This is a genomic window from Mycolicibacterium alvei (assembly GCF_010727325.1).
Lineage (GTDB): Bacteria > Actinomycetota > Actinomycetes > Mycobacteriales > Mycobacteriaceae > Mycobacterium > Mycobacterium alvei.
Window position 1 is genome coordinate 1539019 of the sequence record NZ_AP022565.1, and the last position, 23505, is coordinate 1562523.

At 67.3% G+C, this 23505-nt stretch carries 23 protein-coding genes and 1 pseudogene; 8 read left to right on the forward strand and 16 right to left on the reverse strand.

The window, feature by feature from the left end; all coding sequences use genetic code 11:
• Complete coding sequence (locus G6N44_RS07380; protein WP_163662506.1) at positions 1 to 2145, reverse strand: thiamine pyrophosphate-dependent enzyme; 2145 nt, start codon at positions 2143 to 2145, stop codon at positions 1 to 3.
• A gap of 167 nt (positions 2146 to 2312) precedes the next feature.
• On the opposite strand from G6N44_RS07380, the gene G6N44_RS07385 reads away from it, so the two are divergent.
• Positions 2313 to 2558, forward strand: a complete 246-nt coding sequence (locus G6N44_RS07385; RefSeq protein ID WP_163662508.1) for a hypothetical protein — start codon at positions 2313 to 2315, stop codon at positions 2556 to 2558.
• A gap of 31 nt (positions 2559 to 2589) precedes the next feature.
• Here the strand turns inward: G6N44_RS07385 and G6N44_RS07390 are convergent, their stop codons facing one another.
• Both G6N44_RS07390 and G6N44_RS07395 read right to left on the reverse strand, forming a co-directional pair.
• Positions 2590 to 3975: an aspartate aminotransferase family protein gene (locus tag G6N44_RS07390; protein ID WP_163662510.1), complete on the reverse strand. Its 1386-nt coding sequence runs from the start codon at positions 3973 to 3975 to the stop codon at positions 2590 to 2592.
• 13 nt (positions 3976 to 3988) lie between these two features.
• On the reverse strand, positions 3989 to 5491 hold the full coding sequence (locus tag G6N44_RS07395; RefSeq protein WP_163662512.1) for a CoA-acylating methylmalonate-semialdehyde dehydrogenase: 1503 nt from the start codon (positions 5489 to 5491) through the stop codon (positions 3989 to 3991).
• A 113-nt stretch (positions 5492 to 5604) separates the two neighbouring features.
• Here G6N44_RS07395 and G6N44_RS07400 point away from each other — a divergent pair, with 113 nt between their 5' ends.
• Genes G6N44_RS07400 through G6N44_RS07415 form a run of 4 tightly spaced genes read left to right on the forward strand, consistent with a single transcriptional unit; the run spans position 5605 to position 9815 of the window.
• Positions 5605 to 7209, forward strand: a complete 1605-nt coding sequence (locus tag G6N44_RS07400; protein ID WP_163662515.1) for a PucR family transcriptional regulator — start codon at positions 5605 to 5607, stop codon at positions 7207 to 7209.
• 16 nt (positions 7210 to 7225) lie between these two features.
• A complete protein-coding gene (locus G6N44_RS07405) occupies positions 7226 to 7612 on the forward strand; it encodes a DUF2237 family protein (RefSeq protein WP_163662517.1) in 387 nt (128 codons plus the stop codon).
• Between the two features lie 19 nt (positions 7613 to 7631).
• On the forward strand, positions 7632 to 9086 hold the full coding sequence (locus G6N44_RS07410) for a protein adenylyltransferase SelO (RefSeq protein ID WP_163662519.1): 1455 nt from the start codon (positions 7632 to 7634) through the stop codon (positions 9084 to 9086).
• Between the two features lie 24 nt (positions 9087 to 9110).
• Entirely contained in the window at positions 9111 to 9815 is a 705-nt protein-coding gene (locus tag G6N44_RS07415; protein WP_163662521.1) for a dienelactone hydrolase family protein, read from the forward strand.
• Here G6N44_RS07415 and G6N44_RS07420 read toward each other — a convergent pair.
• The 5 genes and pseudogenes from G6N44_RS07420 to rplS form a co-directional block, all read right to left on the reverse strand.
• Positions 9802 to 9960, reverse strand: a pseudogene (locus G6N44_RS07420) (amidohydrolase); the annotation flags it as partial. The gene G6N44_RS07415 and the pseudogene G6N44_RS07420 overlap by 14 nt on opposite strands.
• 19 nt (positions 9961 to 9979) lie before the next feature.
• Positions 9980 to 10285: a DUF2469 domain-containing protein gene (locus G6N44_RS07425; RefSeq protein ID WP_003881082.1), complete on the reverse strand. Its 306-nt coding sequence runs from the start codon at positions 10283 to 10285 to the stop codon at positions 9980 to 9982.
• A complete protein-coding gene (locus tag G6N44_RS07430; RefSeq protein ID WP_235682974.1) occupies positions 10282 to 11100 on the reverse strand; it encodes a ribonuclease HII in 819 nt (272 codons plus the stop codon). Before G6N44_RS07430 ends, G6N44_RS07425 begins: the two co-directional genes overlap by 4 nt.
• A 10-nt stretch (positions 11101 to 11110) precedes the next feature.
• Entirely contained in the window at positions 11111 to 11974 is an 864-nt protein-coding gene (gene lepB, locus G6N44_RS07435) for a signal peptidase I (protein WP_179964491.1), read from the reverse strand.
• A 67-nt stretch (positions 11975 to 12041) separates the two neighbouring features.
• Entirely contained in the window at positions 12042 to 12383 is a 342-nt protein-coding gene (gene rplS, locus G6N44_RS07440; RefSeq protein WP_029111328.1) for a 50S ribosomal protein L19, read from the reverse strand.
• Between the two features lie 324 nt (positions 12384 to 12707).
• Between rplS and G6N44_RS07445 the strand changes: the two genes are divergently transcribed.
• Complete coding sequence (locus tag G6N44_RS07445) at positions 12708 to 13664, forward strand: serine hydrolase (RefSeq protein WP_163662525.1); 957 nt, start codon at positions 12708 to 12710, stop codon at positions 13662 to 13664.
• On the opposite strand, the gene trmD is transcribed toward G6N44_RS07445, so the two are convergent.
• From trmD to G6N44_RS07470, 5 genes are all read right to left on the reverse strand, one after another.
• A complete protein-coding gene (trmD, locus tag G6N44_RS07450; protein WP_163662527.1) occupies positions 13661 to 14344 on the reverse strand; it encodes a tRNA (guanosine(37)-N1)-methyltransferase TrmD in 684 nt (227 codons plus the stop codon). The two genes, G6N44_RS07445 and trmD, sit on opposite strands and share 4 nt — an antisense overlap.
• 13 nt (positions 14345 to 14357) lie before the next feature.
• On the reverse strand, positions 14358 to 14885 hold the full coding sequence (rimM, locus tag G6N44_RS07455; RefSeq protein ID WP_163662529.1) for a ribosome maturation factor RimM: 528 nt from the start codon (positions 14883 to 14885) through the stop codon (positions 14358 to 14360).
• Positions 14886 to 14895: 10 nt separating this feature from the next.
• Entirely contained in the window at positions 14896 to 15138 is a 243-nt protein-coding gene (locus G6N44_RS07460; protein ID WP_003881089.1) for an RNA-binding protein, read from the reverse strand.
• Positions 15139 to 15146: 8 nt separating this feature from the next.
• Positions 15147 to 15620, reverse strand: coding sequence for a 30S ribosomal protein S16 (gene rpsP, locus G6N44_RS07465; RefSeq protein ID WP_163662531.1), 474 nt, complete (start codon positions 15618 to 15620; stop codon positions 15147 to 15149).
• Positions 15621 to 15867: 247 nt separating this feature from the next.
• A complete protein-coding gene (locus G6N44_RS07470) occupies positions 15868 to 16287 on the reverse strand; it encodes a nuclear transport factor 2 family protein (protein WP_163662533.1) in 420 nt (139 codons plus the stop codon).
• 32 nt (positions 16288 to 16319) lie between these two features.
• Here G6N44_RS07470 and G6N44_RS07475 point away from each other — a divergent pair, with 32 nt between their 5' ends.
• Together G6N44_RS07475 and G6N44_RS07480 are read left to right on the forward strand one after the other, a co-directional pair.
• Entirely contained in the window at positions 16320 to 17228 is a 909-nt protein-coding gene (locus tag G6N44_RS07475) for a D-alanyl-D-alanine carboxypeptidase family protein (RefSeq protein WP_163662535.1), read from the forward strand.
• A gap of 78 nt (positions 17229 to 17306) precedes the next feature.
• Positions 17307 to 18134 (forward strand): D-alanyl-D-alanine carboxypeptidase, encoded by an 828-nt coding sequence (locus tag G6N44_RS07480; RefSeq protein WP_163662537.1) that lies wholly within the window; start codon positions 17307 to 17309, stop codon positions 18132 to 18134.
• A 107-nt stretch (positions 18135 to 18241) separates the two neighbouring features.
• Here the strand turns inward: G6N44_RS07480 and G6N44_RS07485 are convergent, their stop codons facing one another.
• The 3 genes from G6N44_RS07485 to G6N44_RS07495 all read right to left on the reverse strand — a co-directional run bounded on the left by G6N44_RS07485 (position 18242) and on the right by G6N44_RS07495 (position 23456).
• Positions 18242 to 19312 (reverse strand): metal-dependent hydrolase family protein, encoded by a 1071-nt coding sequence (locus tag G6N44_RS07485; protein WP_163662539.1) that lies wholly within the window; start codon positions 19310 to 19312, stop codon positions 18242 to 18244.
• A gap of 4 nt (positions 19313 to 19316) precedes the next feature.
• The gene (ffh, locus tag G6N44_RS07490; protein ID WP_163662541.1) at positions 19317 to 20870 is read right to left on the reverse strand and encodes a signal recognition particle protein; all 1554 of its coding nucleotides are present in this window, start codon (positions 20868 to 20870) and stop codon (positions 19317 to 19319) included.
• Between the two features lie 81 nt (positions 20871 to 20951).
• Entirely contained in the window at positions 20952 to 23456 is a 2505-nt protein-coding gene (locus tag G6N44_RS07495; RefSeq protein ID WP_163662543.1) for a [protein-PII] uridylyltransferase, read from the reverse strand.
• Positions 23457 to 23505 lie beyond the last annotated feature (49 nt).

Sequence of the window (23505 nt, forward strand, 5' to 3'; positions counted from 1 at the left end):
CTATCGTGCGCCCACCAATTTCATCGCACCGGCCTCGACGGTGTCCTCACACAACAGCACCTGCCGCGCGGCGTCACCCAGCGGGATGAAGCTGTCGGCACTGGCCACCCGCTGCACCCGGCCGGTGTAGCCGTGATCGGTGAGTTCAGCCAGCACACCCTCGCCCACACCCCCGGTGCGGCGGGTCTCGTCGACGATCAGCACCCGCCCGGTCGCATCCGCCTCGCGCAGCATGTCCTCGACCGGCAACGGCGACAGCCAGCGCAGATCCACCACCCGGGTGCCGATCCCGACCTGCTCCAGACGACGGGCCACCCGCAGGCTCATCCACAATCCGTTGCCGAAGGTCAGGATGGTCAGGTCGTCCCCGCCGCCGTAGGTGCGGGCCCGACCGATCTGCACGGGCAGACTCGGGTAGCGCGCCAACCACTGCTCATCGCCGTCGGCGTACAGGTCCTTGGTGTGATAAAGCGCAATCGGCTCGAGGTAAATACACACGACGCCAGCGCCTTTGGCTGCGACGACGCAGGTGTGCAGCATGGCTGCGGCATCGTCGGGCCGGGACGGGGAGGCGATGACCACGCCGGGAATGTCACGGATCGCCGCGATCGAGTCGTCGTTGTGGAAGTGACCGCCGAAACCCTTCTGGTAGCCGTAGCCCGCGACCCGCACCACCATCGGGTTGCGGTACTGGCGGTTGGAGAAGAACGGCAGCGTGGCTCCCTCCCCGCGGATCTGGTCGGCGGCGTTGTGCAGGTAGGCCAGGTACTGGATCTCCGGGATCGGCATCAGGCCCGAGACACCCGCGCCCAGCGCCAGTCCGAGGATGGTCTGTTCGTCGAGCAGGGTGTCGAACACCCGCGCGGCTCCGGCGCCGGCCTGTAGGCCGCGGGTCACCCCGTAGACACCGCCCTTGCGGGCGATGTCCTCACCGAACACGATCGCCTCCGGATGCGCCTGCAGGACCTCCCGCAGCCCCCGGTTGATGGCAAGCGCCAGGGTCAGCGGCGCACTGTCCGACTCACCCCGGACGGCGACGCGGACCGCCCTGGCTTCGTCGAGTCCGTCGCGCAGTGGCCGCATGACAGCCGGGGCGCTGCCCAACTGCGGACTCACACCCACCTCACGGGCCAGGTCCATCACCTGCGCACGTTTGGCCTCATAGTGTTCCAGCACCTGTTCTGGCGTCAGGATTCCTTGGGCCACAAGCATTCTTGCGGTATTGAGCACCGGGTCACGTTCATAATCGGCAACGATGTCGGAGGGCCGTCGGTAGGCCTGCTCGTAGTCGGACCCGGCATGCCCCATCAGACGCACTGTGCGCAGGTGCAGAAATGCGGGTTTGCGTTCGCCACGAACCCAATCGGCCGCGGCCTGTGCGGTGTCGAATGCGTCGACGAGGTCGCAGCCATCGGCGGCGAAGTACCGCAGCCCCTCTCGATTGCCGTAGGAGCGGGCGATCCAACCGCGCGGCGTCGGCGTGCTGATGCCGATGCCGTTGTCCTCGCACACGAACAGCAGCGGCATCGGCAGACCTTGGTAGGAGGCGTGCAGGGACGCGTTGACCGCACCGACGGCGGTGGAGTGATTGGCCGAGGCGTCGCCGAAGCTGCACACCGTGACCGCATCCTCCGGCCATGGGCAGGCCACCCCGAGCTTGCGGGTGCGCGCGATCGAGAAGGCCACCCCGACCGAACGTGGCAGATGCGAGGCGATGGTGGAGGTCTGAGGAATGATGTTCAGGTCGTGACGGCCGAACACCTTGTGTCGCCCGCCGGAGATCGGCTCGGCGGTGGCCGCCACCAACCCGAGCAGCACATCACGCAGCGGATCGGAGCCGTCGACCTGCGCGGCGCGGGCCAGGTAGAAGCCGCCCGACCGGTAGTGCAGCAGCGCCGGATCGCTGGGGCGCAGCGCCGCGGCGACGGCGGCATTGCCCTCGTGCCCCGACGATCCGATGGTGTAGAAGCCCTGCCCCTGCGAACGCAGCCACCGGGCGGCCAGGTCCAGATGCCTGCTTCCCAGCTGAGCATCGAAGAGCGCCAGGGGATTCAGCACATTCAACGCGGGGACATCCCCCGCGCCCGGCGCAGTGAGCGCAGATACCGTCGCGGTGAAGTACGCGTCGATGGGCTCGAGGGTCATCTCAGATCCGCTCGATCGCCTCGGCAATCGACGGCAGGATCCGGCTGGGCGGGTGAACGCACCGGTCCAGTGTCCCAATTTGCACTGCGGATCAGGCGCCAACGGAGTTATCCACAGGGCGTCGCAAGCCCATGGCCGTCAGGCTCTGGTGCCAATACGATGGGGCGATGGCAGCGCTGGAGGACCTCGAAGCCCGGGTGGCTGCCCTGGAGGCTGACCGCTTCGACTACCGCGCAGTTCTGGCCGCCGTCAATGCCCTCGGCGCCAATCAGCGTGAGCACGGAACGCGGCTCACCTCGGTCGAGCGTGAACTCACGGATTTCCGTCAGGAGACCCGGGCCAGGCTGCGCTCGGTCGACGAGCACCTGGCCGAGATCAAAGACCTCATCATTGATCGCGACACCGGGCGATAACACCGCGGAATTTCACCGAAGGCGGTGAAGGTCAGCGCGCGTGCTGGTCCGCGACGTCGAACGCCTTGTCCAGGATCGCCAGACCCTCGCGCGCTTCTTCTGCGGTGACGTTGCACGGCGGCACCACGTGGATGCGGTTGTAGTTGGCGAACGGCAGCAGGCCGTTGGCCTTGCAGGCACCGATCACGGCGGCCATCGCCGGGCTGGTGCCACCGTAGGGCGCCAACGGTTCGCGGGTCTGCTGATCGGCGACCAGTTCGACGGCCCAGAACACACCCGCACCGCGGACCTCACCGATACTGCGGTGCTTGGCCGCCAACTCGGCCAGGCCGGGCGCGAGCACCTCGGACCCGATCTCGGCCGCGTTCTCGACCATGCCTTCGTCGGCCATCGCGTTGATGGTGGCGACCGCGGCCGCGGTGGCCAGCGGATGTCCGGAGTAGGTCAGCCCGCCCGGATACGTGCGATGTGCGAACGTCTCGTAGATGGCCGGGCTGATCGCCACACCGCCGAGCGGCACGTAACCGGAGTTGACGCCCTTGGCAAACGTCAGCAGATCGGGGACGACGTCGAAGTGGTTGATGGAGAACCACTTTCCGCTGCGGCCGAAGCCAGCCATCACCTCGTCGGCGATGAAGACGATGCCGTAGCGATCACAGATCTCGCGCACCCCGGCGATGTACCCGGGCGGCGGCACCATGATGCCGGCGGTGCCGGGAATCGACTCCAGGATGATCGCGGCGATGGTCGACGGCCCCTCCAGGCGCACCACCTCGTCAAGATGGGCCAGGGCACGTTCGGTCTCCTCGGCCTCGGTGGTGGCGTGGAACTGCGAGCGATACAGGAACGGCCCGAAGAAGCGCACCACCCCGCTGTTGCCGTAGTCGTTGGACCAGCGCCGCGGGTCACCGGTGAGGTTGACCGCGGTGTCGGTGCCGCCGTGATACGAGCGGTACCGCGAGAGCACCTTGTAGCGCCCGGTGTGCAGGCGGGCCATGCGCACCGCATGTTCGACGGCATCGGCGCCGGCGTTGGTGAAGAACACCTTGTTCAGGTCACCGGGCGTGCGTTCGGCGATCAACCGGGCGGCCTCCGAGCGGGCCGCATTGGCGTACTGCGGGGCCACCGTGCACAGCTTGGCTGCCTGCTCGGCAATGGCGGCCACGACCTTGGGGTGCTGGTGACCGATATTGGTGTTGACCAGCTGGGAGGAGAAGTCGAGCAGGCGGTTGCCGTCGCCGTCCCACACGTACGAGCCCTGCGCGGCGGTGATCGTCATCGGCGAGATTTCCTCCTGCGCCGACCAGGAATGGAACACATGTGCGCGGTCGAGTTCATAGGCCCGCGCGGCCTCGGCCTTCGCCGCCTCGACGGTCAATCCGTTGGGCAGCGCGGCGGACTCTTCAACAACAGTCATGGGTGCGATTCTCTCACTTGTTCTCGGGGAAGCCGAGGTTGATGCCGCCATGGCTGGGGTCCAGCCAGCGGGTGGTGATGGCCTTGGTCCTGGTGAAGAAGTGCACGCCTTCGGCGCCGTGCGCATGGCTGTCACCGAACAGCGACGCCTTCCAGCCGCCAAAGCTGAAGTAGGACATCGGAACGGGAATCGGCACGTTGATGCCGACCATGCCGACCTCGACCTCGTTCTGGAAACGCCGCGCCGCGCCACCGTCGTTGGTGAAGATCGCGGTGCCGTTGCCGTAGGGGTTGTCGTTGATCAACGCAAGGGCGTCGTCGTAGGTTTCGACCCGCAGCACCGACAGCACCGGCCCGAAGATCTCATCGGTGTAGACACTCATCTCCGGCGTGACGTTGTCGAGCAGGGTCGGGCCCAGCCAGAAGCCACCGGGGTCCCGTTGGCCGGCCCCGTCCAGCACGGTGCGACCGTCGAGCACGACCTTGGCGCCGTCGGCCTCGCCGGCGTCGATGTAGGAGGCCACCTTGTCGCGGTGGGCCTTGGTGACCAGCGGCCCCATATCCGAATCCTGGTTTCCATCACCGGTTTTGATGGTGGTGGCACGCTCGGCGATCTTGGCGACCAGATCGTCGGCGATTGGGCCGACGGCCACCGCGGCCGAAATCGCCATGCAACGCTCGCCGGCGGAACCGAAACCGGCGTTGACCATCGCATCGGCGGCCAGGTCCAGGTCGGCGTCGGGAAGGATCACGGCGTGGTTCTTGGCCCCGCCCAGCGCCTGCACCCGCTTGCCCGCCGCAGTCGCGGTGGCGTAGACGTACTGCGCGATCGGGGTGGAGCCGACGAAGGAGATGGCCTTGATCTTCGGGTTGGTCAACAGCTCGTCGACCGCGGTCTTGTCACCCTGCAGCACGTTGAACACACCGTCGGGCAGACCTGCCTCCGCCCACAACCGGGCCATCCACAGCGAGGCGCTGGGATCCTTCTCCGACGGCTTGAGCACCACGGTGTTGCCCGCGGCGATGGCGATCGGGAAGAACCACATCGGCACCATGGCCGGGAAGTTGAACGGCGAGATGATGCCGACGGGCCCCAGTGGCTGCAGCACGGAGTGCACATCGACGTTCGTGGAGGCGTTCTCGGTGAATCCACCCTTGAGCAGATTCGGGATGCCGCAAGCGAACTCGACGACCTCGATGCCGCGGCTCACCTCACCGAGCGCATCGGAGAGCACCTTGCCGTGCTCGGCGGTGATCAGTGCGGCCAACTCATCCTTGCGGGAGTTGAGCAGCTCTCTGAATCGGAACAGCACCGAGGTGCGCTTGGTCAGCGACGTGTCACGCCAGGCCGGGAACGCCGCCACGGCGGCGTCGATCACCGCACGCGCATCATCCACACTGGCCAGCGCCACCTCACCGGTCACCGCGCCCGTCGCCGGATTGGTCACCGGGGCCGTCGCGGAGGACGTCCCGGCGAAGATCTTTCCGTCGCGCCAGTGCTGAATGACATTGCTCATGGGATCCGAACCTTCCTGCGGCATGGGGGTACGGCTACCACTCTGAGCCACCACCAACCCCGCCGGAGCCATCAGTCTGTAAACCCATACGTCTAGTTCTTTACACTTTGTCAATGATCCCGACGGTGCGTGACGTCATCGAGCTCCCGGTGGTGCAGGCCGGCGAGCCCGCGATACTCAGCGCGCAACAACTGGATCGGCCGGTGCGCTGGGTCCACGTCAGCGATATGCCCGACCTCGCCGGACTGCTGCAGGGCGGCGAGCTGGTGCTCACCACCGGCGCGGCCCTGCGCGACGCACCGCGTGACTACCTGGACCGGATGCGGCGAGCCGGTGCCGTCGGCGTCGTGGTGGAACTGGGCACCCGCATCGCGTCGCTTCCCGACGACGTCGGCGAGATCGCCCACACCCTCGGACTGGCACTGGTGGTGCTGCATCGGGAAACCAAATTCGTCCAGGTCACCGAGGCGGTGCACCGGCTCATCGTGGCCGACCAGTACGAGGAACTCGAATTCGCCCACCGCACCCACAAAACCTTCACCGAGTTGAGCATGAAGCGCCCGTCGATGGCGGACATCGTGCGCGCAGCGGCCGAGATGGTCGACGAATCGGTGGTGCTTGAGGACCTGTCCCGCCAGGTGCTGGCAATCTCGCCCCGCAACGAACCGGCCACTGCCGTGCTCGCCGACTGGCAACGCCGATCCCGCGCGATGACCGAACCGTGGACCACCACCGCCGTGGGTCCGCGGACCGAGGAATGGGGCCGGCTCATCGTCCCGCACTCCCCGACCGCCCCGGCCAAGACCACGATGGTGCTGGAACGCGCCGCGCAGGCGCTGGCCCTGCACCGCATGGCCGAACGTGGCCGGTCCGGCCTCGAGCAGCAGGCCCAGAGCGGGCTGATCGACGACGTGCTGGGCGGCCGGACCGCCGACGACCGCGAGGCCGATGCTCGTGCCCTGTCCCTCGGTCTGCGGGTCGCCGCCACCTATCTGCCGGTCACCGTCCGGGTGGGTGCGCCAACTGACCGACTCGACCCCGTCGGCATGCAGCGACGAAATCTCCGCATCCTCGATGCGGTCACCCACGACGTGAAATCCCAAGGGCACAGCGCGATCTGCTCGATCCGGCGGGACGGAGAAATCGGCTTGGTCCTGGCATTGAACCACCGGCGCGGTATCAGCGCCGACACCACACTGAGCCGCCTGGCCGAGGGCTGGCGTGAGGCGATCGCCCGTGGCGGTGACGCCGACAAGGTCGTCGTCGCAGTCGGCGGCAACGCCGGCGGGTTCGCCGATGCGGTGCACGGACTTCGCGAAGCCGCACACGTCGCCGAGGTCGCGGCGTCGATGCCGGACCTTCCGCGTCCCTTCGTGCGGGCCTCCGACGTCCGCCTGCGCGGGCTGATCACCCTGCTGCTCGACGATCCACGCGTCCAGATGTTCGCCGAAACCGAACTCAAGACCCTGCTGATCCACGACGCCGCTCAGGGCAGCGACGACGTGGAAGTGCTGCGCGGCTACCTGGAGCTCGCAGGCAACAAGTCCGCGCTGGCCAAACGCCTGCACATGAGCCGCCCGGCGCTCTACAGCCGGCTGACCTCGATCGAACGTCGGCTCGGCGTCGACCTCGACGACGGCGAATCGATGACCTCGCTGCACGTGGCGCTGTTGGTGCTCGACGCGCAACACCGCGCAGCTCCGGAGACTCCACGCTGAGCCCCATACTTGTGCGATGGCTGATCGCAACGTGCTGGGCGGCGCACTTCAGGAGTGCGGCACCGAACCACTCACGGGCTTCTACCGGGACGGATGCTGTTCGACCGGGGAGGCCGACCAGGGCTGGCACACCATCTGCGCCGTGGTGACCGCTGAGTTCCTGGAACACCAGCGGTCGATCGGCAACGATCTGTCGACGCCGGCACCGCAGTTTCGATTCCCGGGCCTGATGCCCGGAGACCGATGGTGCGTCACCGCCGTCAACTGGTTGCGGGCCCACCATGACGGCAAGGCCGCCCCCGTGGTACTGGCCGCCACCCATGAACGCACGCTGAACCTGGTGCCCCTCGAGGTGCTTCGGCAATACGCCGTCGACGTGCCCGACGACCCGGGCAGCCTCTGACCCTCCGTAGGCTCGAGACGTGAGCGTCGCACCGGATACCACAGTCGAACTGGACAACCGCTTCGCCCGCGCCCTCCCCGAGATGGCTGTCGCGTGGCAGGCCGAGCCCGCCCCCGCTCTGCGGTTGCTGGTGCTCAACGAACCGCTGGCGGCCGAACTCGGCCTCGACGCCTCCTGGCTGCGCAGCCCCGACGGCCTCGGCCTGTTGTCGGGCACCGTCGTTCCCGACGGTGCCACGCCGGTCGCGCAGGCCTATGCCGGGCACCAGTTCGGCGGCTACGTCCCACGTCTCGGAGATGGGCGCGCGCTCCTGCTCGGCGAACTCGTCGGGCCCGGCGACCGACTCCGCGATCTGCACCTCAAAGGATCGGGCCGCACCCCATTCGCCCGGGGCGGCGACGGCCTCGCCGCCGTCGGACCCATGCTGCGCGAGTACATCGTGAGCGAGGCGATGCACGCCATGGGCATTCCCACCACCCGTTCACTGGCCGTCGTGGCCACCGGACGTGCGGTCCGGCGCGAGACATCACTGCCCGGGGCGGTGCTGGCCAGGATCGCCGGCAGCCACCTGCGGGTCGGAAGCTTCCAATATGCGAGCGCGCAGGCCCAGACCGTCGGCGACATCGGGCTGCTGCGCCGGCTCGCCGACCACGCCATCGCGCGACACCACCCTGATGCGGCGAATGCCGAGAACCCGTACCTGGCGCTGTACGAGGGCGTCGTCGCGGCGCAGGCGTCGCTGATCGCGCAATGGATGCTCGTCGGGTTCATCCACGGCGTGATGAACACCGACAACATGACCATCTCCGGTGAGACCATCGACTACGGGCCGTGCGCCTTCATGGAAACCTTCGATCCCGCAACGGTATTCAGCTCGATCGATCATGGTGGTCGCTACGCATACGGCAATCAGCCCACAGTGGCCGCGTGGAATCTGGCCCGCTTCGCCGAAACCCTGCTGCCCCTGCTCGCCGACGAGGGTGACCACGCCGTCGAACTCGCCACCCGGGCACTGCACGAGTTCGGCCCCCAGTTCGACGCCGCCTGGTCGGCGGGGATGCGCGCCAAGGTCGGGCTGCCCACGGCGGCCGACGGCGAGGCGGCCCGTGCGCTGATGGATGACCTGCTTGTGCTGTTGCAGCAGAACCGAACTGACTACACGTCATTCTTTCGCGACCTCGGCCGTGTCGCGCGCGGAGAAAACCAGATCGCTGCCGGATTCGACGAGTGGCTGGCGCGGTGGCAGGAATTTGGCCCCGACATCGCCGCAATGGACCGGGTGAATCCCCTCTACATCCCCCGCAATCATCTCGTCGAGGAGGCGTTGACCGCGGCGACCGCCGATGATCTGCAACCCCTCCAGGAACTCGTGAGCGCCCTCGCGGCACCCTACGACCAGCGCCCCGGGCTCGAGCGATATGCCGCACCGGCGCCCGACGACTTCGGCCCCTACCGCACGTTCTGCGGGACCTGACCACCAACCGCTACCGTGGGTCCGGTGACGACGATCACCATGAACACTCCGGCCGGCCCGATCGACGCGCTACTCGGCCTCCCCGGTGGCGAAGGACCGTGGCCCGGGGTGGTGATCATCCACGACGCGATCGGCTACGCGCCCGACAACGAGGTGATCTCCGAAAGGGTCGCGGCCGCCGGCTATCTCGCGCTCACGCCGAATCTCTACGCGCGCGGCGGTCGGGCCCGCTGCATCACCCGGGTGATGCGGGAACTGCTGACCCAGCGCGGTCGTGCACTGGACGACGTCCTGGCCGCACGTGATCACCTGCGTGCGCACCCGCAGTGCACCGGGACTGTCGGCATTGCAGGTTTCTGCATGGGCGGGCAGTTTGCGCTTGTACTGGGCCCCAAAGGATTTGGAGCGGCTGCACCGTTCTACGGCACCCCGCTGCCGCGACGGCTCGACCAGACCTTGGATGCCTCGTGCCCGGTGGTCGCCAGCTTCGGCCGCCGCGATCCGATCGGCATCGGTGCCGCGGGTCGGTTGCAGCGCATCGTCGACGACAACGACATCCCCGCCGACATCAAGGTCTACCCCGATGCCGGGCACAGTTTCGCCAATCAGCTTCCGGGCCAGTCCTTGCTGCGGATCACCGGATTCGGCTACAACGAAGCCGCCACCGCCGATGCCTGGTCCCGGGTGTTCACGTTCTTCGACGAGCACCTGGCGGCTAAAGCCAACTGAGCCCGGCCACCACCAGCGCCTGCGTGCCGGTGTCCAGGGTCGGCTGGAGCACCGGGGCGAACCGCGGTGAATGGTTCACCGGAATGTCCACGCTCACGCGGTCGGCGGGCACTGGCGCGAGGAACGTCTGCTCGTCGGCGCCGCCGCTCGGCCCCTACCCGCTGCTACTCCGGCAACCGCAACTCGGGCTTCTCGACCTCTTCGATGTTCACGTCCTTGAACGTGATGACGCGCACCTGCTTGACGAAACGGGCCGGACGGTACATGTCCCACACCCAGGCGTCGGCGAGCCTCAACTCGAAGTAGACCTCGCCCTCGGAATTACGCGGTATCAGCTCCACGCTGTTGGCCAGGTAGAACCGGCGCTCGGTCTCGACGACGTAGCTGAACTGCCCGACGATGTCCTTGTATTCGCGGTAAAGCGAGAGCTCCATCTCGGTTTCATACTTCTCGAGATCCTCGGCGCTCATCTGGTGTGCTGTCCTTCTCGTTGTGCTGATGCCCTGTCGATCATCTTTGCGTACGCCACTTCAGCATGCCGCATCGGTGTCACCTCCCGCCGCACGTCTGCCATCTCTGCGGCCCGCCGCACGCCGGTGCTCTCTGCGGCCCGCCGCACGCCGGTGCTCTCTGCGGCCCGCCGCACGTTCACATACGAGTAGCGGTGCTCCGCACACGGACCCAACTCGGCCAACGCCGCGGAGTGTGCTGCGGTGCTGTATCCCTTGTGCTCGGCGAACCCGTAGCCGGGGTGGTGCTGCTCCATCTCGACCATCAACCGGTCCCGGCTGACTTTGGCCAGCACGCTGGCCGCCGCGATGCAGGCTGCCGCGGCATCGCCCCCGATCACCGGCAAGGACGGCACCGCCAGGCCCGGCACCCGGAACCCGTCGGACAGCACGTATCCGGGCCGCAGGGACAACCCCGCCACCGCACGCCGCATGCCCTCGATATTGGCCACGTGCACACCGAGGCGGTCCACCTCCTCGGACGGAATGAACACCACGTGGTACGCCAGTGCATACCGGCGAATCAGGGGAAACAACCGCTCCCGCTCCCGCTCGACCAGCTTCTTGGAATCGTCGAGGGCGGCCAGGCTCTCCATCCGGTTGGGACCCAGCACGCAGGCCGCCACCACCAGCGGTCCCGCACACGCGCCGCGCCCCACCTCGTCCACCCCGGCGACCGGGCCCAGACCGTTGCGATACAGCGCGGATTCCAGGGTGCGTAGTCCGGATGACCTCCGGATCACCGTGCGAGGCGGCCACTTCACCGCTGGAGGCACAGGGCAGCTCCTAGGAGTCGGTCTGCGGGTTCACACCGTTGATACCGCCCCATCGGGACGGCGGCCAGGCGATGAACCGCGCCTTTCCGATCACATTCTCCACCGGAACGGTGCCGGCCACCGGATCACCGGTGCACAACAGGCCATTCTGTGCGTCGGCGGGCAGATTGCTGCAGTGGAACCGTGAATCGGCCGAATGGGTCCGGTTGTCGCCCATCACCCACACCCGGTCCTGCGGGACGGTGACCGGACCGAACTCCGGGCCGAGACACGGATAGACGCCAGGGTCGGCCATCATGGTGGCCGGGTCCAGATACGGCTCGTTCAGCTGTTTACCGTCGACCGTCAGGCCGGTGTCGGCACGGCATTGCACCGTTTGACCGCCCACTGCGATGACGCGCTTGACGAGGTCGTTCTCATCCGGCGGTACGAAGCCCACGAAAGACAGGGCATTCTGCACCCAGCGGATCGCGGTGTTGTCCGAACGGATCGACTTATAGCCGACGTTCCACGATGGCGGGCCCTTGAACACCACGACATCGCCGGGTTCCGGTTGGGAGAACCGGAAGGTCACCTTGTCGACCATGATCCGGTCACCGACGCAGCCGGGACAACCGTGCAGCGTGGGCTCCATCGATTCCGACGGAATCAGATACGGACGCGCGATGAACGTCAGCGTCACGTAATAGAGCACCAACGCGATGGTCGCCAGGATGGTGATTTCGCGGGCCGTGGAATGCTTGCGCTTGGGCGACGCGTCCTGCGAATCGTCCTCGGACGCGTCGCGAGACTGCTCCAAATCAGAGTCGAGGCCCGAATCGGATTCGAAGCTACCCTCCGAACGCGTGTCGGCAGAGTCGGTGGGTCCGGTCACAGGCACCACAGTAGCGGGCGTCGTGACCGGTCCCGCGACGAGAGCTTCGTCAAGAGGAGCAGCGCGCTCAGCGCTTTTCCTTGATCTTCGCCTTCTTGCCACGAAGCTCGCGCAGGTAGTACAGCTTGGCGCGACGCACGTCGCCACGGGTCACGACATCGAGGTGATCGATGTTGGGCGAATGCACCGGGAAGGTGCGCTCGACGCCGACGCCGTAGCTCTCCTTACGCACGGTGAAGGTCTCACGGATGCCACCGCCCTGGCGACGAATGACGACGCCCTTGAAGACCTGGATGCGCTCCTTGGAGCCCTCGATCACCTTCACGTGCACGTTGACGGTGTCGCCGGGGCTGAAGGTCGGGATGTCGTCGCGCAGCGACGCCTGATCGACGAAGTCCAGCGTGTTCATCGGTGACACTTCCTTGTTGTTGGCTGCTCCGGGCAGGCGCGTACAGATCGCGCCACCGAAGCTGTTTTCGGGTATATCGGGTTGCATCTCGCAGCGGAACGCGGACAAGCCGGCCCAGTCCTGCGCAGACAACTGCTCAATTGTGCCAGACGGCTCCCCATACCGTGAAATCCGGCGGGTCGGTCCACCCGTTTGCCCCGACTCCTGCAGCATACTGCGAGCACTACTAACTACACGGGCCACGAGGCGAACGGCTAGGCTTCATCCACCGATGCGCCGGTCCTGCAGAGCCCATCGGGTTTCGTTGACGGTTCAAGGAGGACCATGCGAGGGCGGCCGTCAAAACTGATGATGGCGAGCGCAGCCAGCGTGACCGCCGTGGTCGCGATGGCTCTGATAACGGTCGGCTGCGAAGCCCGGGTGTACGGAACTCCGCCGGTCACACCCGGCGCACCGCAACTGACCGTCGTCGTCCCCCAGGGCAGCCTGGCCCCCCTGCCCGAGGCTTCGCCCGGAGAACCCTCGGCCGGCTTCATCGGCCTCCAGGACCGTGCGCAACGGGCGACCGAGGATGCTGCCGACGCCGGTGCCGAGATCACCGTGTTGGTCCTCGACCGCAACACCGGCAAGTCGGTCTCCAACGGAAACCGGACGACCATCGCCATCGCGTCGGTGGTCAAGTTGTTCATCGCCGATGATCTGCTCCTGCAGGAGGCCAAGGGCCAGACCGTCCTGTCCCCCGAGGACCGCGAGAACCTGGATGTGATGCTGCGGTCGTCCGACGACAGCGCCGCCGAGGTCTTCTGGAACCGCAGCGGCGGCAGCGACATCGTCGACCGGGTGACTGCCCGCTACGGCTTGAACTCGACGCGGCCGCCCAGCGACGGGCGGTGGTGGAACACCATCAGCACCGCGGACGATCTGGTGCGCTACTACGACATGATGATGAACGGCAGCGGCGGTCTGCCCGCCGAACAGGCCAACGTCATCCTGGCCAACCTGGCCCAGTCCACTCCGGATGCCATCGACGGCACGCAACCGGACGGCGTCTACCCTCAGCGGTTCGGCATCCCCGAAGGCCTCTACCGCGAGCCAGTCGCGATCAAGCAGGGCTGGATGTGCTGCATCGGCTCGGATTGGATGCACCTTTCGACCGGCGTGATCGGCTCCGACCGGCGCTTCATCATGGTGATCGGCTCGCTACAGCCCACCGACGCAGCTACCGCACGCGACACCATCACCGACGCGGTCAAGACGATGTTCCCCGGCGGCCGGATCTAGGATTCGCCGAGCAGATCGGGTCTGCGCTCACGCGTGCGCTGCACCGACTGCTCGTGGCGCCACGCCGCGAGCTTGGCGTGGTCCCCAGACAGCAGCACGTCGGGCACATCCAGCCCACGCCAGCTCTTCGGCCGGGTGTAGCTGGGCCCCTCCAGCAGTCCGTCCGAATGCGAATCTTGTTGGTGTGATGCGGGATTACCCAATACATCGGGCAGCAACCGGACCACCGCCTCGATCATGACCAACGCGGCCGACTCGCCGCCATTGAGGACGTAATCGCCGATGGAAACCTCTTCGACCCGCATCCGGCGGGCCGCATCGTCGGCCACCCGCTGGTCAATCCCCTCGTACCGGCCACACGCGAACACCAGGTGCGACTCCGCGCTCCAGCGCTCGGCCACCGCCTGGGTGAACGGGCGCCCCGCCGGCGTCGGCACAACCAGAAGTGTTTCCTCAGAACATATTTCGTCGAGCGCCTCGCCCCACACCGGCGCTTTCATGACCATCCCCGGACCTCCGCCGTACGGCGAGTCGTCCACCGACCGGTGCACATCATGGGTCCAGTTCCGCAGGTCATGCACGGCAACAGAGAGTATTCCGGCGTCAATCGCCTTGCCCGGCAACGCCTGCCGGATCGGATCGAGATAAGCCGGGAAGATCGTGATGACATCAATGTGCACAGTTGCGCACCTTCTAGACCAGGTCCAGGTTCAGCAGACCATCCGGAGGATCGATGACGACGGTTCCGGTCTCCCGGGACACCGACGTGACGATGGCGCCGACGAACGGGACAAGTATCTCGCGGCCATCGGCATCGGCCTTGATCGACAACAGTTCGCCGGCAGCGGTGTGCAGTACCTCGCGGACGGCACCCACCGCAGTGCCGTCGACGGTGACAACCCGCAGGCCTTCGAGCTCGTGGTCGTAGAACTCGTCGGGATCATCGATCGCGGGCAGGTCGGCGGTGTCGACGATGAACACCGTGCCACGCAGTTCGTCGGCCGCATTGCGGTCGGCGACCCCGGCCAGGCGAATCAACAGCCGACCAGCGTGATCACGCACGGATTCGACCGAGAACGTGCGCTCGGCTCCCCCTCTGGCGCGGCCCCGAAGGGCCACGCCAGGGGTAAATCGGGCATCCGGGTCGTCGGTCCGGATCTCGACGACAACCTCACCGGAAATGCCGTGAGCTTTGGCAACCCGCCCGACAACCAGGTCCATGAATCCGACGCTACTGGTCGGTGTCCACCACGTCGACGCGGATCCCGCGCCCACCGATGCCTGCGACCAAGGTGCGCAGCGCGGTGGCGGTGCGACCACCGCGGCCGATGACCTTGCCCAGGTCGTCGGGGTGCACGTGCACCTCGACGGTCCGCCCGCGGCGGCTGGTGACCATGTCGACGCGTACGTCGTCGGGATTGTCAACGATGCCGCGGACCAGGTGCTCGACGGCGTCGACCACGACAGAACTCACTGCGATACTCAGCTCTCGCTTGCGGCGTCGGCAGCGGCCTCAGCCGCGGGCGCCTCAGCCTCGGTGGCCGCCTCGGCAGCTTCGTCCTTCTTGGGAGCCTTCTTCTTCTTGGGCGTGACTGCCGCAGTACCGGCGCCGCTCTCGGCTTCGGCCAGCGCCGCGTTGAACAGCTCCAGCTTCGACGGCTTGGGCTCCTTGACCTTCAGCGTGCCCTCGGTGCCCGGCAGGCCCTTGAACTTCTGCCAGTCACCGGTGATCTTCAGCAGGGCCAGCACCGGCTCGGTGGGCTGGGCGCCGACACCCAGCCAGTACTGCGCGCGCTCCGAATCGATCTCGATCAGGCTCGGCTCTTCCTTGGGGTGGTAGCGGCCGATGACCTCGATGGCGCGGCCTTCGCGGCGGGTGCGCGCGTCGGCGACAGAGATGCGGTACTGGGGGTTGCGGATCTTGCCAAGCCGGGTGAGCTTGATCTTGACAGCCATGGTTAAGCACTTCTCCTCGATGTCACGCTGCAATTCGGCGATGCGGGCGGAATTGCCCGATCCGGTTTTGCCTTACGTGTGTGACCGCCGCGCAGCGCATTGAACGAGTCGCACGGCAGACAGCGCCCAATTGTGCCAGAACGATACCGACCAGCCCAAATCCGGCCCGAACGGCCACTTATCGCACAGCTTCTCGACCGTTGCGTGTCACAAATGGCCACTCGGCGCGTCGAGCCCCCTCACCCCACTAGACAACCTTGTCGAAGCACTTGGTCTCGACGCGGCGGCTCATCCGCCAGCCCTCGGCGGTCCGGACGAACTCGTCCTCGTACCAGAGCCCGCAGAACAGCACCTGTTGCTCCAGCCCCGGCAGCACCATCGGGTTGAAACAGATGGTGCGCGACGACGCGGTGTCCCCGGTGATGCGCACATCGAAGTTGCCGAGCATGTGGGCGTACGCCGGGAAGCCCGGGAGTACGTCGACCAGCCACGCCTTGACCTCCGGGAACTGCCCGTCGATGCCACCCAGTGCCCGGTAGTCGATGTAGGCATCGGGGGTGAATACGGCGTCAAGGTCATCGAACAGTCGACGGTCTATCGCCGTGGAGTAGTCGATCAACAATTGCTGGATCTCCAGACGGTCCGAAATCTCGGCCAGGCTCAACATGTCTCGATTCAACACGATTAGGCTGGCCCGCCATGGGGAGGTTCGCAAGGTTGGCTTTTGTTGTGGCGCCCGCGGTTCTGGTGGTGGCTGCACTGATCCAGGTTTCAGTTCTGATCGGCGCAGCGCCCTCGGCCGGAGCCGATATCGACGTGCAGCAGATCGGGTCCACACCGATCCCGGACGGGCCCGCGCAGGGCTGGGTCGTCGCCGATCTGGACACCGGGCAGGTACTGGCCGCGCGCAACGAGCACACCCGTTACGCACCGGCGAGCACGATCAAGACCCTGCTGGCCCAGGTGGTGCTCGACGAGGTGCCGCTGGACAGCACGATCGTGGCCGACGAAGCCGATACCCGGGTCGAGTGCAACTGCGCCGGCATCGCACCCGGTCACACCTACACCGCGCGCCAGCTACTGGAGGCGGCGCTGCTGGCATCGGGCAATGACGCCGCCAACGCCCTGGCCCGGATGGTCGGCGGGCCCGAGGCCGCCGTGGGCAAGATGAACGCCAAAGCGGTGGCGCTCGGCGCGAACAGCACCAACGTCGCGACGCCGTCCGGATTGGACGGGCCGGGCATGCCGTTCTGGTCGACACCGCACGACCTGGCGACCATCTTCCGCGGCGCGATGGCCGATCCGACCTTCGCGCAGATCACCACGATGCCCTCGACCACCTTCCCCAGTAAGACCGGCGACCGGGTCCTGGTCAATCAGGACGAACTGTTGCATCGCTACCCCGGCGCCATCGGCGGCAAGACCGGTTTCACCGACATCGCCCGCAAGACGTTCGTCGGCGCCGCGCAGCGCGACGGCCGCCGTCTGGTGGTCACGATGATGTACGGACTGGTCAAGGAGGGCGGGCCGACCTACTGGGATCAGGCCGCCACACTTCTGGACTGGGGTTTCGCCCAGGATCGGTCCTCCAGCATCGGGTCGCTCTAGGCTGCGCGGTTCAACCGATACCTGAAGGAAACCTGACCGCGCGCTGATCGAGTCCGGAGCTCCGTAGCGTCGGCGCTCGTGCGAAGACTGTTCGTGGCGCTGGCGCTCGCCCTCGGTACGTCGCTGTCCGCCGCGAACCTCTGGGCGCCGCCGGTCTCCGCGCAGCCCGGTGTTCAGCCGGCGGGCGCCCAGATTCCCGACGGGCCGGCCAAGGCCTGGCTGGTCGCCGACATGGACACCGGCCAGGTGCTGGCGTCCAAGGATCCCAACGGCTCGTACGCCCCGGCCAGCACCATCAAGCCGCTGCTGGCGATGGTCGTGCTCGACCACCTTCGGCCCGACAATTTCGCCCGGGCCAACGAGTCGCACACCAAGGTTGAATGCTCGTGCGTGGGGCTCAAGCCAGGGCAGCCGTACACCACCCGCCAGCTGCTCGAAGCACTGCTGATGGTGTCGGGCAACGATGCGGCGAACATGCTCGCGGACATGCTCGGTGGTCGGCCCGCCACCGTGGCGGCCATGACGCGCAAGGCGGCCAGCGTCGGCGCCCGCAACACCCGGGCCGGCTCACCATCGGGCCTCGACGGCCCCGGCTGGGAAACCGTCACCACCCCGCACGACCTTGCGGTGATCCTGCGGGCGGCGCTGAAATACCCGCTGATCGCCCAGATCATGGGGCAACCGTCGGCTCAGTTCCCGGGCAAGACCCTGACCAACCAGAACGAGCTGCTGCAGCGCTACCCCGGTGATATCGCCGGCAAGACCGGATACACGGACCTGGCCCGCAAGACGTATGTCGGTGCCGCACAACGGGGTAACCGACGCCTGATCGTGGTGCAGATGTACGGCACCGGCGATCTGTACGGTCAGGCGATCGACTTGTTCGACTACGGCTTCTCGCACTGACCTTCGGCGGTAAAAGGTAGGGCTGTGCGACGGGTACTGAGACGGTCAGCCGTTGAGAATGCGATGACGGCGCACCCAACTCGCACTTCTGCGCCATCAGCGCAGGCTCAACGCCACACGCGGCCGCGCAGGATCACCAGGTCGGGATGGCTGACCCCGCCGTGGCGCGGATCCTCGGTGTAGCAGACCAGGTCCGCCGATGCCCCGTGCTCCAACGCGGGGCGGCCCAGCCACGCCCGCGCATCCCAACTGGCCGCCCCCAGGGCGGCGGTGGGACTCATCCCGATGCCCTTGAGAGCCTCGATCTCGTCGGCGATACGACCGTGCACGATCATGCCGCCGGCATCGGTGCCCGCGAAGATCGGCACGCCCGCCTCGTGGGCCGCGCCGACCCGGCTGCGACACGACGCATAGAGATCGCGCATGTGCCTGGCATACGCCGGATACTTGCCCGCCGCATCGGCGATGCCGGGGAAATTGTCGATGTTGATCAGGGTCGGCACCAGCGCGGTGCCATGCTCGAGCATCAATTCGATGGTGTCGTCGGTGATCCCGGTGCCGTGCTCGATGCAGTCGATTCCGGCCTTGACGAGGCCCGGCAGCGCATCCTCGCCGAATACGTGCGCAGTGACCCGCGCGCCCTCGGCGTGGGCCGCATCGATTGCGGCTTTGAGGATCTCGTCGGACCACAGCGGAGCCAGGTCCCCGACGCCACGGTCGATCCAGTCGCCGACCAGCTTCACCCAGCCGTCGCCCCACCGGGCCTGCTCGGCCACGGCGGCGGGCAGCTGCGACTCGTCCTCGACGTCGATCGGCAACCCTGGCGAATAGCGCTTGGGCCGGGCCAGATGCCGTCCGGCGCGGATGATGCGTGGCAGGTCCTCACGGTCGTCGAAGCTGCGGGTGTCCACCGGTGATCCGGCATCGCGCAGCAGCAGCGCACCGGCGTCCCGTTCGGTCTCCGCCTGGGTGACCGCCTCGTCGATGTCGACGGCCCCGTGAGGTCCGAGACCCACATGACAGTGCGCGTCGACCAGGCCGGGGATGATCCAGCCACCGTCGAAAACAGTGTCGGCGTTGGCAATCGGCTCCGCTGACAACACGCCCCGGTCCACCCACCACTCGACGGGCTCGCCGTCGGGTAGGCCACGTCCCCGGAGGTGGAGCGCGTGGAGCACAGCGCTACTTCTGGTCCGGGAACTTCAGCTTCGACAGGTCGAAATCGGCCAGGCCCGGCGGCAATTCGTCCAGGCCCTTGGGCATGTTCGACAGGTCGGGGAATCCGGCGGGCATCCCGGCGCCGAACGGGTTCTTCGGCTGCGTGGGGCCGCGGCCTTTCTTCTTGCCGGCCTGCTTGTTCTTGCCCTTGGCGGCCTTGCGCGGAGAGCTCTTGCGCCCGAACGGCATGCCCATCTGGCCGGCCATCGACGACATCATCTTGCGGGCGTCGAAGAAGCGGTCCACGAGCGAGTTGACCTCCGACACCGCGACACCGGAGCCGTTGGCGATGCGCAGCCGGCGCGAGGCGTTGATGATCTTCGGATCGGCCCGCTCGGCCGGCGTCATACCGCGGATGATGGCCTGCACCCGGTCCAGCTGCTTGTCGTCGACTGCAGCCAGCGCGTCCTTCATCTGCCCGGCTCCGGGCAGCATGCCCAGCAGGTTTCCGATCGGGCCCATCTTGCGGATCGCCAGCATCTGCTCGAGGAAATCCTCCAGTGTCAGCTCTCCGGAGCCGATCTTGGCGGCGGCCTCCTCGGCCTTCTGCTGATCGAAGACCTGCTCGGCCTGCTCGATGAGGGTGAGCACGTCACCCATGCCCAGGATGCGGCTGGCCATCCGGTCGGGGTGGAAGACGTCGAAGTCCTCGAGCTTCTCCCCGGCGGAGGCGAACAGGATCGGCACACCGGTGATCTCGCGGACCGACAGGGCCGCACCACCACGAGCGTCGCCGTCGAGCTTGGTCAGCACCACACCGGTGAAGCCGACACCTTCGCGGAACGCCTCGGCGGTGGCGACGGCGTCCTGACCGATCATCGCGTCGAGCACGAACAGCACTTCGTCAGGGTTGACGGCGTCGCGGATGGCTGCGGCCTGACCCATCAGCTCGTCGTCGATACCCAGCCGGCCCGCGGTGTCGACGATGACGACGTCGTAGTGCTTGGCACGTGCCTCGGCCATACCGGCAGAGGCGACCGCCACCGGATCGCCGTCGCCACCGATCTCGAGGCCATCGGGCGAGGTGCCCGGGTGCGGGGCGAAGGTCGCCACACCGGCGCGCTCACCGACGATCTGCAGCTGGTTGACGGCACCGGGCCGCTGCAGGTCACATGCCACGAGCAACGGGCTATGACCCAGTCCCTTAAGCCATTTCGCCAGCTTCCCGGCCAGCGTGGTCTTACCGGCGCCTTGCAGACCGGCCAGCATGATCACCGTCGGTGGGTTCTTGGCGAAGGCCAGCTGACGGGTCTCGCCGCCGAGGATGCCGATCAGCTCCTCGTTGACGATCTTGACCACCTGCTGCGCGGGATTCAGCGCGGCGGACACCTCGGCGCCCTTGGCGCGATCCTTGATGCGCGCGACGAAGGCGCGCACCACCGGCAGCGAGACGTCGGCCTCCAACAGGGCCAACCGGATCTCGCGCGCGGTCGCGTCGATATCGGCGTCGGTCAACCGCCCCTTGCCGCGTAGGCCCTGCAGGGCTCCGGTCAACCGGTCAGACAGGCTCTCAAACACGTGGTAAGCCTAGCGGCCAAGGAATCGGGGCGTGTCCTCGCGCCGCGGGCCGGACCTCAGGGCATCCACCCGCCCGGCAGATCAGCCGGCCTGTTCGGCCGGCTTCGACGGTTTCGCCGGTGGCGGCGCGGGCAGGATCGCGAACATGTCGCGCTCCAGTTCCCCGCGTACCGCGGCCCGTCCCGCTTCGTCGTCGGCCGGTGCGGTGATGCAGAAGACGTCGACCACCGAGGATCCCAGCGTGGTGACCTTCGCCCAGCCGACATCCACCCCGTCGCGCTCGAACACCGCGGTCAGCCGGGCCAACAGACCCGACCGGTCGATCGTGCGGATCTGGACGATCAGGTCTTCGGGAGACGTACCCGGCGACCACAGGATGCGGGGCGGGGCGGGCACATGGTTGGCCGGCACCGAGGCCAGGATCTCGCCGGCCCGGGTTGTCGGATGCTGGGCGGCCTCGTGGTCGCGGCGTTCCAGCGAGCCGATCACATCCAGTTCGCCGTCGAGCGCCAGGATGAACTGCTGGCGCAGCAATTCGGCCGGCGGTGGCGCACCGAAGTGCGGAGACACCGCGAACGTGTTGATCGCCGAACCCTCGTGGCTGTTGACCGAGGCCGAGTGGACCCGCAGCGAGTTCAACGCCAGCACGCCGGCAGCCTTGGACAGCAGGCCACGCCGGTCCGGGGCGATCATCGTCACGTTGTAGAGGTGCGGACCGTCGCCCGCGGTGAGCTCGACATGGACGCCGCCGTCACCGGCCAAGGCCATGAACCGCGGCTCGACCGGATCGGGCTGCGGCAGCGATTCCCCTGCCATCACCAGCCGGCACCGTCGCACCAGGTCACCGATCAGCGATGCCTTCCAGTCGCCCCACACCCCGGGTCCGGTGGCCAGCGAATCGGCCTCGGCCAGGACGTGGAGCAACTCCAGCAGCACCATGTCCCCGCCGAGAGCATCGACCACTGCGTCAATGGTCTTGGGGTCCTGGAGGTCTCGTCGCGTCGCGGTGTCGGGCAACAGCAGGTGATACCGGGCGATCTTCGAGAGCACCTCGATGTCGGACGGCCACAGGCCCAGCCGGGTGCCGATCTGGGTGGCCAGCTCCGCACCGATCACGCTGTGGTCGCCGCCGCGGCCCTTGCCGATGTCGTGGCACAGCGAACCCAGCAGCAGTAGATCGGGACGCGACACCCGGGTGGTGAAAGCGCTTGCCCGCGAGACGGTTTCGACCAGATGGCGATCCACTGTCCAGATGTGCACGACGTCTCGCGGCGGCAAGTCCCGTACCGCACCCCACTCCGGGAACAGCCGGCCCCACAGGCCGGTGCGGTCCAGCGCCTCGATGGTGGCGACGGTGGCGGGGCCCGACGCGAGCAACACCAGTAGGTCCTTGAGAGCTTGGCGCGGCCACGGCGTACGCAACTCCGGCGCGGTCTCGGCCAGCCGGCTCAGCGTGGACACCGCCATCGGCAGCCCGGTACTGGCCGACGCCGCGGCAACCCGCAGGATCAGCCCCGGATCACGTTCCGGACGCGCGTCGCGGGCCAGGATCACCTCACCGGCGTATTCGATCACTCCTTCGTCGAGTGGGCGGCGCACCGGGCGGCGCAGCGCAGCGAACCCCCGCCGCGGTAAGGCATTGGCGGCCGTTCGAATACCGGAGTCGACGTAATAGCTGACCGTGCGGGCCGCATCCGACAGGGTCCGGGCCAGGTCGAATCGATCGCCGATCCGCAGGGCCGCGCCGATTTCGTCGGCATGCTGAGCCAACAGCAGTTCCCGACCACGACCGGAAACGCGGTGCAGTTCGGTGCGCACGTTCAGCAGGGACAGGTGGGCACCGCCGAGCGTTCCGGTCGGCGACGCCAGGGACCGACTCGGATATACGTCGGCCAGTTGCGCGATCGCGAGCGCGTTGAGCAGTTGTACGTCCCGCAGACCGCCGCGGCCCGACTTCAGGTCAGGTTCGGCACGGTGGGCAATCTGGCCGCTGCGCTGCCAGCGCGCCTGCGCGTACTCGACGAGTTCGTCGAACCGCGAGGCAATTCCGATCCGCCACTGCCGGCGCGCACCGCCGATCAGCAGCACCGACAGGTCGGCGTCGCCGGCCATATGACGGGCATCTAGCATCGCCAGGCCCACCGCGATGTCTTCGCCTGCGACCTTGAGGGCTTCGGGTACGGTGCGCACACTGTGATCGATGCGAATATTGGCGTCCCACAAGGGATACCAGAGCTTTTCGGCCACCTCAGCGACCAGCTCGACCGGCATGTTGTCGTGCAGCAACATGAGGTCGAGGTCGGAGTACGGCAACATCTCGCCGCGGCCCAGACCACCGGTGGCCACGATGGCGAACCCACTGGTGGCCGTGATCCCGATCTCGGTAGCCTTTGTGGTGAGCCAGAATTCGTGCAAGTCGAGTAATGCGTCCCGCAGGGCGGCCGCATCCAGTTGACGGGATCCACCGGTGAGCAACTGCTGGGTGGCCGCCGCCAGATCGTTGGCCGGCCGCGGCGAGCCGGCCGGACCCTCCTGTCCGGAGGTGCCGGCCGGCTCGTGCGCGGATTGTGGCTGCTGCTCTGTCATTTGAACTCCTCCCCCGGCCGAATATCTGCCACCGCGCTTCCTGACCGGG